The sequence below is a fragment of the Peribacillus sp. NPDC094092 genome, assembly GCF_050279365.1.
Taxonomy (GTDB): Bacteria; Bacillota; Bacilli; order Bacillales; family DSM-1321; genus Peribacillus.
On record NZ_JBNNUC010000001.1, the window covers coordinates 559,645 to 571,708 of the forward strand.

General features: G+C 37.4%; 13 protein-coding genes. 3 read left to right on the plus strand and 10 right to left on the minus strand.

From position 1 onward, the window contains the following. Positions 1-3: 3 nt before the first annotated feature. From ACQKNS_RS02625 to yneA, 8 genes are all read right to left on the minus strand, one after another. Positions 4-390: an IDEAL domain-containing protein gene (locus ACQKNS_RS02625; RefSeq protein WP_427641062.1), complete on the minus strand. Its 387-nt coding sequence runs from the start codon at positions 388-390 to the stop codon at positions 4-6. 100 nt (positions 391-490) lie between these two features. Beyond that, positions 491-910, minus strand: coding sequence for an RrF2 family transcriptional regulator (locus tag ACQKNS_RS02630; protein WP_098372923.1), 420 nt, complete (start codon positions 908-910; stop codon positions 491-493). 998 nt (positions 911-1,908) lie between these two features. Continuing rightward, entirely contained in the window at positions 1,909-2,124 is a 216-nt protein-coding gene (locus tag ACQKNS_RS02635; protein WP_034312934.1) for a YneF family protein, read from the minus strand. Positions 2,125-2,208: 84 nt separating this feature from the next. Next, positions 2,209-2,649, minus strand: a complete 441-nt coding sequence (sirA, locus tag ACQKNS_RS02640; RefSeq protein ID WP_427641063.1) for a sporulation inhibitor of replication protein SirA — start codon at positions 2,647-2,649, stop codon at positions 2,209-2,211. A 299-nt stretch (positions 2,650-2,948) separates the two neighbouring features. Continuing rightward, a complete protein-coding gene (gene tkt, locus ACQKNS_RS02645) occupies positions 2,949-4,952 on the minus strand; it encodes a transketolase (RefSeq protein ID WP_427641064.1) in 2,004 nt (667 codons plus the stop codon). A 235-nt stretch (positions 4,953-5,187) separates the two neighbouring features. Continuing rightward, the gene (locus ACQKNS_RS02650) at positions 5,188-5,421 is read right to left on the minus strand and encodes a DUF896 domain-containing protein (protein WP_076368840.1); all 234 of its coding nucleotides are present in this window, start codon (positions 5,419-5,421) and stop codon (positions 5,188-5,190) included. A 65-nt stretch (positions 5,422-5,486) separates the two neighbouring features. Then, a complete protein-coding gene (locus ACQKNS_RS02655; RefSeq protein ID WP_427641065.1) occupies positions 5,487-6,143 on the minus strand; it encodes a YneB family resolvase-like protein in 657 nt (218 codons plus the stop codon). Between the two features lie 12 nt (positions 6,144-6,155). Beyond that, positions 6,156-6,467, minus strand: coding sequence for a cell division suppressor protein YneA (gene yneA / locus ACQKNS_RS02660; RefSeq protein WP_427641066.1), 312 nt, complete (start codon positions 6,465-6,467; stop codon positions 6,156-6,158). 155 nt (positions 6,468-6,622) lie between these two features. On the opposite strand from yneA, the gene lexA reads away from it, so the two are divergent. Together lexA and ACQKNS_RS02670 are read left to right on the plus strand one after the other, a co-directional pair. Continuing rightward, positions 6,623-7,246 (plus strand): transcriptional repressor LexA, encoded by a 624-nt coding sequence (gene lexA / locus ACQKNS_RS02665; protein WP_098372919.1) that lies wholly within the window; start codon positions 6,623-6,625, stop codon positions 7,244-7,246. A 498-nt stretch (positions 7,247-7,744) separates the two neighbouring features. Then, positions 7,745-8,032, plus strand: coding sequence for a hypothetical protein (locus ACQKNS_RS02670; RefSeq protein WP_427641067.1), 288 nt, complete (start codon positions 7,745-7,747; stop codon positions 8,030-8,032). Positions 8,033-8,333: 301 nt separating this feature from the next. Here the strand turns inward: ACQKNS_RS02670 and ACQKNS_RS02675 are convergent, their stop codons facing one another. Both ACQKNS_RS02675 and ACQKNS_RS02680 read right to left on the minus strand, forming a co-directional pair. After that, on the minus strand, positions 8,334-9,866 hold the full coding sequence (locus ACQKNS_RS02675; protein WP_427642112.1) for an esterase/lipase family protein: 1,533 nt from the start codon (positions 9,864-9,866) through the stop codon (positions 8,334-8,336). Between the two features lie 810 nt (positions 9,867-10,676). Continuing rightward, on the minus strand, positions 10,677-10,901 hold the full coding sequence (locus ACQKNS_RS02680) for a helix-turn-helix transcriptional regulator (RefSeq protein ID WP_427562467.1): 225 nt from the start codon (positions 10,899-10,901) through the stop codon (positions 10,677-10,679). Between the two features lie 134 nt (positions 10,902-11,035). On the opposite strand from ACQKNS_RS02680, the gene ACQKNS_RS02685 reads away from it, so the two are divergent. Further along, positions 11,036-11,674: a LexA family protein gene (locus ACQKNS_RS02685; RefSeq protein WP_427641068.1), complete on the plus strand. Its 639-nt coding sequence runs from the start codon at positions 11,036-11,038 to the stop codon at positions 11,672-11,674. Positions 11,675-12,064 lie beyond the last annotated feature (390 nt).

Consider the following 12,064-nt stretch of genomic DNA (forward strand, 5'->3'; position numbering starts at 1 on the left):
TCATCATCGATTTAAATCAAGTTTAGCGATTCTATTTCCCGGGATAACAAACTCTGATTTCCTCGAATTTATTTTCGGATGGATTTTGATGGATTCCAATTTACCGGATAACTCCATAAACCATGTTTCATCTTTAGAAAGTAACGCTAAATCAATTAGGGCCAAAAGATGATTTTCGTTACTGATTTCTAGGTCCGGCAGTTTTTCAGTCCATTTACTCGGAACCCAAATCGATTTCCCAACCGCTTTCTCATTGTCACTTTCCACCACATTCACTTTAACGATTTCTTGATTATCACTTACCGTTTCAATGAAACCATGAATAAGCTCCCCATCTCTGGATTTCCCTTGTACCCAATCCCCATTTTTGAACTGATCGTTTTCAACCATTTCCTTAACACCCCTTTTATGTCCATTTGATATTTAAACTATAGTTATTAACTGTAATAATAAAATATACATTTCAAGCAAAGAAAAAACTAAATCAATATCACGGACATTGTTTAATTTTTTCCAAAAAAGTGCTGAGAGTTATATCTTCTAAATATTTTTCAAAATATAATTCTGCTTCATCGAATATTTGATTCATGACTATCTGGGTATTGGAAGATATGACACATTTTTTCTCCGGGTCACCTGTACACCACTTTGGTTTCAAGGTCCCATGTGAAACAGTTATATAAATATCTGCCAAACTTACCTCTTCAGGGTTACAGTCTAGAATATAGCCTCCGCCGACACCTTCTTTAGTTTTAACAAATCCTTTTTTTCTTAAGCAGCTCATCATCTTTCGAATCCTTGCCGGGTTTGTACAAACGTTTTCTGCGATGGACTCACTGCTTGCCATATGATCTGGTAAATAAGCTAAATAGACCAAACTATGCACAGCTATTGTAAAATCACTATTCACTTCCGTATCCTCCTCAAGAAGATTACTGTAATAATAATATTTACAGTTGATAAAGTCAAGTCAAAAAACTCAATATCCTCCTCAACTGTGTTGATTATATTATTGTAAAGAAATCCCGCTACACAGATAATAGGAATGCTTTTTAGAGAGAGATCCCGTTGTTGAGGAAGGTTCAATGCTCATATGCCGATATTAGAATAACCTAGATTGATCACTTTTATCCTGAAAATGATAATAACGTTTTGAAAACATTGAATCACGCCGAAAAGAATTTAAAAATACCCTTATACCAAAACATCAGCCATTTGCGGTTAGGATTTGCCAAACTAAACTAATGGGGGCGGCGAGGAAGTCAGTCATGGTGTCAATACAATCCTATATAAAAAATAAGCACTCGACCAATTTAGGTTTATTCCTTTTCTATTTATAATGTTCTTTTAAAACAAGATGCTTACCTTTAATCAATTTAATATGAACTCACTCTCAATTGGTTAAGTGCTTAAATAAAAAGATTAATAGAAAAGATCTTTATTTTTTACACTTACATTTCCATTTGAATTTAGATTCCCATTTGTTGTCTTTAAATTTACTTTTGTGTTCAAATTTATGTTCACATATAGGAAACCAAACCTTACAAGTATCCTCCAAGCATTTTTTCACGAAATCATTTATCATTCTAACACCCTCCTTACTACTGTATATGCACCTTTTGATAGAAGGTGTGGACAAGTATTGTTATTAATTTGAGTGTTTTATTTTCAAAATAAAAAAGCCCTCACATAGAATGAGGGTTTACCTTGCAATACAAAAACAAAAACCACCTTTACTGAATCATTCATTCAGAAAAAGTGGCTTAAGAAACAAAAATGAAAGATAAACCAAAATTTTATATAAAATCGCTGGAAGAATTCAGTCTATTGGATCAACCATTTCGATATTATATAAAATTTTGCATCAAATCTTCCAAGAACATTGATATATCAAGGTTTTATGCTATCTTATTTTGTTTGTTGTTTATTCATGGCGCTCATCATTTGATTAATTTTCTTCTGGGATGGTTTCATACCCATTTGCATCATCATCATTTTCAGCATCTGTTCGTTAATTGGCGGATTTTTCTTTAAGTAATCCATCATGTATTTACGAGCGATGAAAAATCCCAGCACTACTCCAGCAATCAATGCCAGTACGCCAACTAGAATGTAAACCCACATACTATTTCCTCCTTCATGTTGTCTAACATCAGTGTACTAGACCAAAGGTTATTATACAATACCCGCTACCGAAAAGTCCCCCATTTAGACAAATTTTCTTTCTTTTATCGGTTTTAACCAACCGTATTTTTCATGTTCAAAATCAATGGCCAGAAAACTCGCTTCATATTTTCGAATACTTTCAAAGAAAGCGGTCTCCGCTTCATAGTCTCCTTCAGCTTTAAGAGTAATGGACTCATTCTGAATGATTAAAACGGCTTTGCTTGTTCCATTTGTTTTTTCTAAATAGTATTTTCCATTTTGAGTCCAATAATTCATCTTTTTTTGCAAACGTTGTTCAATGGCTACCTGTAACTGGTTAATCGGGACTGATTTGGTGACATATTCGATTTGTTTTTGCAAAATACTCTTCAGTCTGCCCCTTGCTTGAATATATTCCAAAAACAAATTGAAAAATAGCTTTTCTCTTCCATAATAATGATGGGCAAATTCATCTTCGATTAAATATATTTGATAGGTTCTCATCAGCCAATGCCTCCTAGCTCTCCTATTTTGGTCACAAAACATCTAACCACCAGGACCCTTTCTCCACTATTTTCCACTATTGATGACTTTCCCCTTTAACTGACACATTTAAACGAAATTTATTTATTCTCATTATATATTGACAAACTAAAAAGATATGTTGTTTGCTGGAGAAATTTTCTTCTTTTTTTGTCGAATGGAAGACTTCCTTAAGAATAGGAACCCATTCAATATAAAATAGACCTGTTTTTGGTAAAAAAACTGACACCAATCCAATTGGTGTCAGTTCCCCATTACTATTATTTAAGCATTTCCTTAACACGAGCAACTACATTTTCTACAGTGAAACCGAATTCCTCCATGATTTTACCGCCTGGTGCAGAAGCTCCAAAATGATTGATGGCCAATATTTCACCCTCATCACCTGCATAACGATCCCAGCCAAATGGTGAAGCCACTTCGATGGCTAGACGTTTTTTCACTGCCGGATTGATTACGCTTTGTTTATATTCTTTAGATTGAGTTTCAAATCGATCCCATGACGGCATGCTGATTACCGAAACATCAATACCTTCGTTCGCTAAAGCATTCTGTGCTTCCACAGCCAAGTTCACTTCCGAACCAGTTGCAAGAAGTAATGCATCGGCTACTTCTTTCTTAGAAGCAGAGATGATGTAAGCACCTTTTTTCACACCTTCATATGCAGTCTCGAAAGTGTCTTTTATTGTTGGCAATCCTTGACGAGTCAGTACAAGAGCAGTTGGTTTATTTGTAGACTCCATTGCCACTTTCCAGGCTGCTGCCGTTTCATTGCCATCAGCTGGACGTATGACCCCTAGGTTAGGCATTGCGCGCAATGATGCTAATTGTTCGATTGGCTCATGAGTCGGTCCGTCTTCCCCTACAGCAATGCTGTCATGAGTGAACACATAGTTTACAGGCAGTCCCATTAGTGCTGCCATTCTTATGGCAGGACGAAGATAATCTGAGAATACAAAGAATGTTCCTCCGTAAACCTTTAATCCACCATGAAGTGCCATTCCATTTAAAGCAGCACCCATAGCGAATTCACGTACACCGAACCATATATTACGGCCACTGTAATTACCAGGTAATAGATCTGTCTCACCTTTGATGGCAGTATTATTAGAGCCCGCTAAATCCGCAGAACCCCCAATGAAACTAGGGACCTTTTTGGCAATCGCATTTAGTACTTCCCCACTTGAAGCACGGGAAGCTAATGTCTTACCTTCTTCATAGACTGGAATTTCCTGATCCCATTCTGCAGGCAGTTCACCTTTAATGGCAAGCTCCAATTGCTCTGCTAACTCAGGATGTGCTTCTTTGTAATTTTTAAACAATTCATTCCAAGCTTCTTCTTTTTTAGCGCCTGCATCAACAACAGCTTCATTGAAGTGTGAATAAACTTCTTCCGGAACATGGAAGTCCTCTTCGAATGTCCATTTATATGCTTCTTTTGTCAATTTCAGCTCATCAGCACCAAGCGGAGCGCCGTGAACAGCAGATTTACCTGAACGGTTTGGTGAACCGTAACCAATTACCGTTTTCACTTCGATTAAAGTCGGGCGTGCATCGTCGGTTTTCGCTTCTTCAATCGCTTTAGCAATTTCCTGAAGATCGTTCCCATCCTCAACGCGGATATATTGCCACCCATAAGATTTGAACCGGTCCGCTACGCTTTCACTAAATGATTGACTTAAGTCTCCGTCAAGGGAAATATCATTAGAATCATATAAAACAACAAGTCTTCCGAGTTGCAGATGTCCAGCTAATGAAGCCGCTTCTGCAGAGACGCCTTCCATTAAATCCCCATCTCCACAAATGCTATATGTATAATGATCGACCACATTATAAGAATCGCGGTTATAGCTTTCTGCCAAGTGACGTTCTGCCATTGCCATTCCGACTGCCATGGCAATTCCTTGTCCAAGCGGACCAGTAGTTGCATCTACACCAGCGGTATGTCCGTATTCAGGATGTCCTGGAGTTTTACTACCCCATTGGCGGAAGCTTTTCAAATCATCGATAGATAAGCCATAGCCAGATAAATGAAGAAGGCTGTATAACAGCATAGAGCCATGACCAGCTGAAAGAACAAAGCGGTCTCTATTAAACCAATCTGGATTTTTCGGGTTATGGTTCATATATTCGGTCCATAGTTTATACGCCATCGGCGCTGCACCCATCGGCATACCTGGATGGCCAGAATTAGCCTTTTCAATTGCATCAATCGATAATGTACGAATCGTATTAATAGATAGTGCATCTAATTTATCTAACATCTCGTAAAAACATCCCTTCCTGTAATGTACCTCTTTATATTATAGTGACAAGCTTAATATCACAACTAAAATCACTATTTACTGCCCCAATATTACAATTTTCTAGAAATAAGAGAAGTCCCCTATTTAGATTAAACTAAATAGGAGAATACATACATGAATGCACTCTCTTTTTACTCCTATATGCTAATAGAGTCCTCAAATGGCATGTTCCATCAGCAGAATCCAAGCAGTATTAATGTAAGTTTCTTTTTTCTTTTATATTTTTAATCTTTTGAGGAGTGACATCATTACCTTCTGGATCCACGACTTTCACATGCTCTAACGTATTGGTCATGGACTTTCTGAATGTTTCCAAATACTCACTTCTCAATTGGGTTTGCTCTTTCGCCTCAACTTCCGTCAAACCTTCAGCCTTTGCCTTTTTAGAAAGTTCATTAATACGGGCTAATTTCTCTTTTGATAACATAATTTCGCTCCTTCATAATCTGCGGATATTGTCATGGTATTAAAAAAATAACGAAATTACAAGTTCTATGATTGACTATCCAGTGTATTCAGTTGATGTTCGAGGAAACGCCTGTTTACAGTTGCCTTAGATACATTGTATCCAAAGCCCCTTAAAGTTGCTGCGATCTCTGCAAATGTCAAACCATTGGCCCGAAGTTTAATAATTTCCTCTATAGGGATATCCTTACGGTCCCTTCCAGTGGAATTCCTTTGATTCCGAAGGTTTTTTTGAGGACGATACCCTTTTTCAACGGCCCTCATCATCCCGCGCTTTATTTTAAGATTATGTAGTTTCCTTTGGTATTCTTCTACAATTCCGACTATCTGGATGACCATCGCATCCGAATCAGATAGCTCAAGTTCCCCATCGTGTGAGAGCGTATAAATTTTCACATCTTCTTTAAGGATGACATGGAAAAGCGCTATTTTGGCATTCCCTCTTCCCAGCCTTGTTTCGTCCTGGATTAATAATACTTCAGCTTCTTTGGTTTTAAATAGTTCGAGCATGTCAAAAATGCCATCCCGATTCAACTCATAACCACTTGCCTGTTCTTTTATTATGGAAATGACTTCAACATCCATCTTTTCTGCCAATTTGACTAATTCATCTTCCTGCCTTGCCAATGATGTTTCCTGTGACTCTTTTTCTGTGCTGACCCTACAATAGATTACCGCTTTCATAATACCCTACCTTCACTGCTCACTGGCCAAATTCTGGACAAGTTCTTCCCCCTTAACCGGTATGACGATGACTTGACCAGGTTTAATCGACTCCGCCCGTACTCCATTATGCTCTTCTATCCAACCAATGAATTCTTTCTTTGTCAAATTTGCTTCTTCATATTCTTCGGCAATTCCCCATAGGGTGTCACCTTCACTTACTTCTATGGAAAGGAAATCATTTTTTTGATCATTGTTCAATGTACAAGAGAATAAAATTGAAAAGATGAATACGGATCCCGCTAATAGAATCGTATAAATATAATTTTTGTATAATTTTTTCATAAATATCCCTCCAAAGCGAATGTTCGTTCGTATGTTATGATCAAATTATAATACGAACGTTTGTTTCAGTCAACAACTAAATTCGAACTTATGTTTGTATAGACTTTGGGGCCATGCTATAATATAGCAAAGAACATTGGGGAAGAGGTGCACAAATGACTAAACTATCAAAACGGCAGCAAGATATTCTTGATTTCATCAAAGAAGAGGTTCGCCAAAAAGGGTATCCACCTTCCGTACGGGAGATTGGCGAAGCAGTGGGACTTGCATCAAGTTCAACAGTTCACGGACATTTATCCCGCCTGGAAAGTAAAGGCCTGATTAGACGCGACCCAACCAAGCCAAGGGCCATTGAAATAATGAATTCGGAGGAAGCGAACAACATTCCCAAAGCCAATGTCGTGAACGTGCCGTTACTTGGAAAAGTAACAGCGGGCATGCCTATAACGGCCATCGAGAACATAGAAGAATACTTTCCGCTTCCCGAAAGCATGGTTCCACATGATGACCATGTATTCATGCTGGAAATCATGGGTGAAAGTATGATCGAAGCTGGAATTCATGATGGAGACTATGTCATCGTGAAACAACAAAGCAATGCCAATAATGGAGATATCGTCGTGGCCATGACGGAAGATGATGAAGCCACTGTAAAACGATTCTTTAAGGAACCGGATTACATAAGGCTGCAGCCTGAGAACTCAAATATGGAACCCATTATTTTACGAGATGTTTCGATACTTGGAAAAGTAATAGGCTTATATAGGCAAATACACTAAAAGCGCTACCCGCGCTTTTTTTGTTTGTTTAATTTATGTTCCGGATTCTCTCAATATGCATATGGAAGAGTAGGTTTTGATATATTTTTTTAATAGAATCGATTTACGTGTGAAAATTACATCATTTATAGCGGATGTAAAGTTCACTATCCCTCTTGTTATAAATACTTTGGAAAGAAGCTCATTCATAAGGAAGGAGAGCGTTGAAATACCGCTCACTGTTAAAATCATTTTTGCCTGGATAATGACAGACTCGCCCTTAAAGCCTTCTTTTGTACTGAATATATTTTTACTTTAATTACCGATATCACAAAAAAAAGCCACCAATCCGCGAATAATATGGATTGACGGCTTTAAAATTGAATTCTGAAAATCTTCAAAAAATGGTGCATACCCTTTTATTTATTAGTTTTAAATATGAATTTACTTATTATTGTATAAAGCCTTGATAAAAAGTGAAAATTAATTTTGATAACTTCATTTTAAGGTGGTGAAATTATGGACTTCCCAACCATTCATACAAACTTTTGGGATGCAGTAATTGCCATTCCTATCATCATGATTCTCACTCAACTTATTAAGGTCATGTTTCCTATTCATCCGAAATTCATCCCTACCATCGCTTTGGGACTTGGCTTATTCATTTCCATTTTCATCAGTCATCGTCATCACTTGGTTGCAGGGATTTTCATGGGCTGGTTTTATGGCTATGCAAGCATTGGCAATTATGCTGCACTTAAAACTGGTATTTTGTCTTATAGAGGATCTTATCAAAAGACAGATTAAACCAGTTGTCTTGGATTGCAAGGAGCCAGACTTGCTTCTATCTCCACCTATATTTGCCATTACAACCTGGATGTTTACATTGGCTGAATCACCAACTCCCATGTTACCCAGACCATTAAACATGACCCAAAAAATACCTTTTCAATTAAGAAAAGGTATCCATTTGGTAAAAAAGGTTCGGAATGCTTATATCCCGAACCATGATTTTTTAAAGAAAACACTAAATATTTTTATGAAAAAAACTGTACTCAACCTGACTTTTCTTCGATTTTGATTCCTATCAATAAGTGAAGGCATTTTGCTATTTCTCGATATAAACCGAACGAACCAGCGTCCGGGTTCTTTCAGTGCCATCCACATTTTTTTCCTTGACGTCAATGGTTACATTATAAACACCTGACTTAGGCACTTCAGGAAGGGTACCAGTAAAATTTTCGGTCTCCATTTCTTTTACAGAGCTTTTCCTACTAATTTCATTACCGGTTTCATCGACTAAATGAACCAAAAATGTTGTGCTTGTTGGCGTTTTTTTATCATTCATTGGATTCTTTATTAAAAAATTTGCATCTTTTTGCTTAACTTTCCCGGCCATACTTAATGTAATGGGATTCTTTTCGTTAAATTGTGCTGTGAACAGATAGGCGTCTATTGGCGCTTTAGTCTTCATTCGCACTTTCCAGTCACCGATTTCGAGGTTGTTTCGATTGAATGTTTGAACGGTTGCACCATTAAAAAAGGATGTTTCATTTTTGGCTGAATCTACCTTTAAGGAAGGTGAATATTTTTTATTGGATGGAGAAATCAATACAACCTCGACATCGTTTGAGGCTGTATATATGGTTATATTACCCGGGGCTGCTTCATTTACATGAAAACTTTGTTCCATCCAAACATTTTGTTTCAGGGCATCACCCAGAACGGTTTGAGCGAGTGCTGTTGTAATGACATCATCTTCAACTCGTTCTTTATAATTGACATTAAATCCAGGAATCCCAGCGGTGGAAGTACTCCTTAAATAGGGTTCAATTCTTGAAAATACAGCTGAACCTACTCGGATATTGTCGTGATCAAAGTTGGGATCCGTAAATAAATGTGTTGCGTATGGTATTTTTGTACTCCATACATTTACTAAACCATCATTTTCCCCATATGAAGATAAATATTGTCCACCCATTGATAAAGCTGAAAGAACCGGGCCTCTATTCATCCCTGCAACAGTGAAATACATGTTTTTACGAGAGTTAACATGGTTATCCGTAACAGAACGAAATTCCGCCATTTTACCAACTTGTAAAGAATAAGTTCCATCATCTTTTTGACCTAATAGGGAACCAAGCCAGCCCGCATACCAGCTATAAGCCAAATCAGCAAGGTAAGAACCATGATGAGGGGAAGCTAAGGTGATGACCCTTCCAACATATTGGTGTGCTCCATAGTGTACTAGAGCCGCTTGGGTGTCTGTCCCCCCTTTGCTGTGAGCGATGATATTAACTTTTTCACCCCCGAAATGGCTACTGATTTCAGAAAGCATTTGGGCTAAAAGCCTTCCATTAGCATATTGGCTCACTGATCCATTTCCAGCTGAATCATGAAGCTGAACAAAAACCGTTTGGTAGCCTGCTTCATATGCCTTGGTATACATATCATTGATCCCATGATATTCCGTTTCACCGTACCAGCTGGTTGAACTGCTGTTTCTCCCTTGAACAAACACGATCGGTGGTTTCTCTTTGTCAAGATTGGGAGGAACGCTTCCAAGAAACCAATCCCCTGGGCTGAAAGTTTCGGAGGGCGGCTTCAATTTCCCTGCTGAGGATATGTCTGGCTTAGCCATAATTAGTATGGTTAGAATGAGGACAAGAAAAACGACATAATTGAATACATTCCTTCTCAATTGTTACCTCCCCCAATATCCTGTGTTATTTTTTCAATCTCATCCAATTATCAATGCCCCCTTCCCAGTACTTCCATAGCCTTCATTAATATATAATTGTACTTTTACATACCATTACCTGCCATCTTCATAAAGATGGGAGAAAAAAACTAGAAAAAGTTCATAAAAAATGAAGATAAAGTATGAAGATTCGCTATCAATTCATTTAGGTGTGCAGATATTTTCATATTATGAAGACGTACTTACGGAGGAAATCGGAGTGCTCCACGTTCACAAAAATGCATACAAGCCCTTATCCTGCAAAGGATAAGGGCTTGTTCATCCATATTAACTTTTTCTTCGAATTTGCCATTGTCCAATTGCTCCTATTCATGGTGTTTTGAAAATCCGTCCTATGGTAAATAAAAACTGTTTCACAGCAATTGGCTGTCATTCATTGGGATCTCAGTATTAAACGTCCATTTCATATAAAATATCAGCATACAGCGCTTTTATTAAGGAACTCCCAAGAAGTTTGGTTTTTTACTTCTTGAAACTATCTCCTCTTCTTCCTACAAATGCGTATTTCATCCTAAGAACAAGATCAATAATTATAATGATAAGCCATTTCGACAACAGCGTCGTGTAAGATCATTTCCCCAATGACCTCTTCACAAATTCCTTCCTATCTTAAATGAGCCAACGGCAGCAGCCCCTACTGCAACTTCCCTTTCCACATTATTCACCTTCCTTCCATCATTCCTTTAATCTTCAACTACATTTAAAGTGTAGATGAGGGTCAAAAAAAATGATCTCGTCGATTGAGAATCCTACACATTCAGCAAATAAATAAGCCTTATCGATTCGCAAAGGAATCTTATATTGCTCATAGTCAATGTAAGTCCTCTTGGCCATCTTCAGCACTTTAGCCATTTCATCTTGAGTTAATCCTTTATACTTCCTCGCTTGTTTAAGTGTGAACTTAATGTTTGTCATATCTTGTCACCACCTGTCTAAAAAAATGATATCACACTTGAAGTATAGTTTCCAACAATTTTTCGCAAAATTCACGCACTTTAAGTTTACTCACTTTCACTCATAGTGTATATTCAAGTAAGAGGTGAAGAAATATGCACATTGGTGAACGGATTAAAATGTTAAGAAAAGAAAGAAAAATGACACAAGAAGATTTGGCAAATATATTAAAAGTGGCCCCAACGGCAGTATCAGCCTGGGAATCCGGACGGAATAAACCTTTAATGGATAAATTGAGCTTGATGTCCACATGTTTTGAAATACCGCTATCCCACCTCATTGAAGGAGCACCTGTCGTTAGAAATAATCCTGGAATGGAATTCCTAAATGAAAAGAATGTAAGATTAATTGGTGTTTACGGAAATATTCCTGCTGGAGACCCCATTTTCACCAATGAATATATTGAAGCCTATATGCCGACATTAAATTCGATGCTAAAATCGAATAAAGAATATTTTTTCCTTAGGGTGAATGGCGATAGCATGAACAAAGAATTCAGAGACGGATCATTGATTCTCGTTGAAAAAACAACCTACGTCGAAAACGGAAAAATTGGTGTGGTTTTAGTAAATGGTCACGATGCTACAGTCAAAAAAGTGAATATCAATGAAGGAAACATCACACTCACTCCCTGCAGCACGGATCCTTTTTATGAAGAAAAAACCTATAACATCAAAAATGATAGAGTCCGTATTTTAGGCAAAGTGGTTCAAGCCATTAAGATATACGATTAATATCCAACTCGAGGGATTCTTTATATAAAGGAAAATTAAGGAGTAATGAGCAGCAATACATAGATTCAAATCAGGTATTTTTTTGATGCATTTTAGGTACAAGCCATTATGGTTTGTGCTTTTTAGTAATTTTCTTTTTATACCTGCCATTACAAAGGATCCAGGTAAATTTGTATCAGCCTATCTGAAAAATCATACCTTACATTGGTTCGAATTCCCTCAGAGGCTTGTTTCCTAATAAATGCGATGACAAGTTCACTTTTGCCTTCTGTGCAAATTTATTATTTTCCCATACATGCATATTCTTGAACCTGGAAAAGCCCCTCTCTTTTTGAGAAGGGCTTCCTGCGTGGAGTGCTTCTGGAAGTTATAAATAATTTAACCAGTCAA

What these genes read in the sequence shown, in the direction of transcription:
- ACQKNS_RS02655 (WP_427641065.1), bottom strand. Translation starts at nt 6,143, where the DNA reads ATGAAAGCGGTAATCTATTGTAGGGTCAGCACAGAAAAAGAGTCACAG.
- tkt (WP_427641064.1), bottom strand. Translation starts at nt 4,952, where the DNA reads ATGTTAGATAAATTAGATGCACTATCTATTAATACGATTCGTACATTA.
- ACQKNS_RS02685 (WP_427641068.1), top strand. Translation starts at nt 11,036, where the DNA reads ATGCACATTGGTGAACGGATTAAAATGTTAAGAAAAGAAAGAAAAATG.
- sirA (WP_427641063.1), bottom strand. Translation starts at nt 2,649, where the DNA reads ATGAGAACCTATCAAATATATTTAATCGAAGATGAATTTGCCCATCAT.
- ACQKNS_RS02670 (WP_427641067.1), top strand. Translation starts at nt 7,745, where the DNA reads ATGGACTTCCCAACCATTCATACAAACTTTTGGGATGCAGTAATTGCC.
- ACQKNS_RS02650 (WP_076368840.1), bottom strand. Translation starts at nt 5,421, where the DNA reads ATGTTATCAAAAGAGAAATTAGCCCGTATTAATGAACTTTCTAAAAAG.
- lexA (WP_098372919.1), top strand. Translation starts at nt 6,623, where the DNA reads ATGACTAAACTATCAAAACGGCAGCAAGATATTCTTGATTTCATCAAA.
- ACQKNS_RS02680 (WP_427562467.1), bottom strand. Translation starts at nt 10,901, where the DNA reads ATGACAAACATTAAGTTCACACTTAAACAAGCGAGGAAGTATAAAGGA.
- ACQKNS_RS02675 (WP_427642112.1), bottom strand. Translation starts at nt 9,866, where the DNA reads ATGGCTAAGCCAGACATATCCTCAGCAGGGAAATTGAAGCCGCCCTCC.
- ACQKNS_RS02625 (WP_427641062.1), bottom strand. Translation starts at nt 390, where the DNA reads ATGGTTGAAAACGATCAGTTCAAAAATGGGGATTGGGTACAAGGGAAA.
- yneA (WP_427641066.1), bottom strand. Translation starts at nt 6,467, where the DNA reads ATGAAAAAATTATACAAAAATTATATTTATACGATTCTATTAGCGGGA.
- ACQKNS_RS02635 (WP_034312934.1), bottom strand. Translation starts at nt 2,124, where the DNA reads ATGTGGGTTTACATTCTAGTTGGCGTACTGGCATTGATTGCTGGAGTA.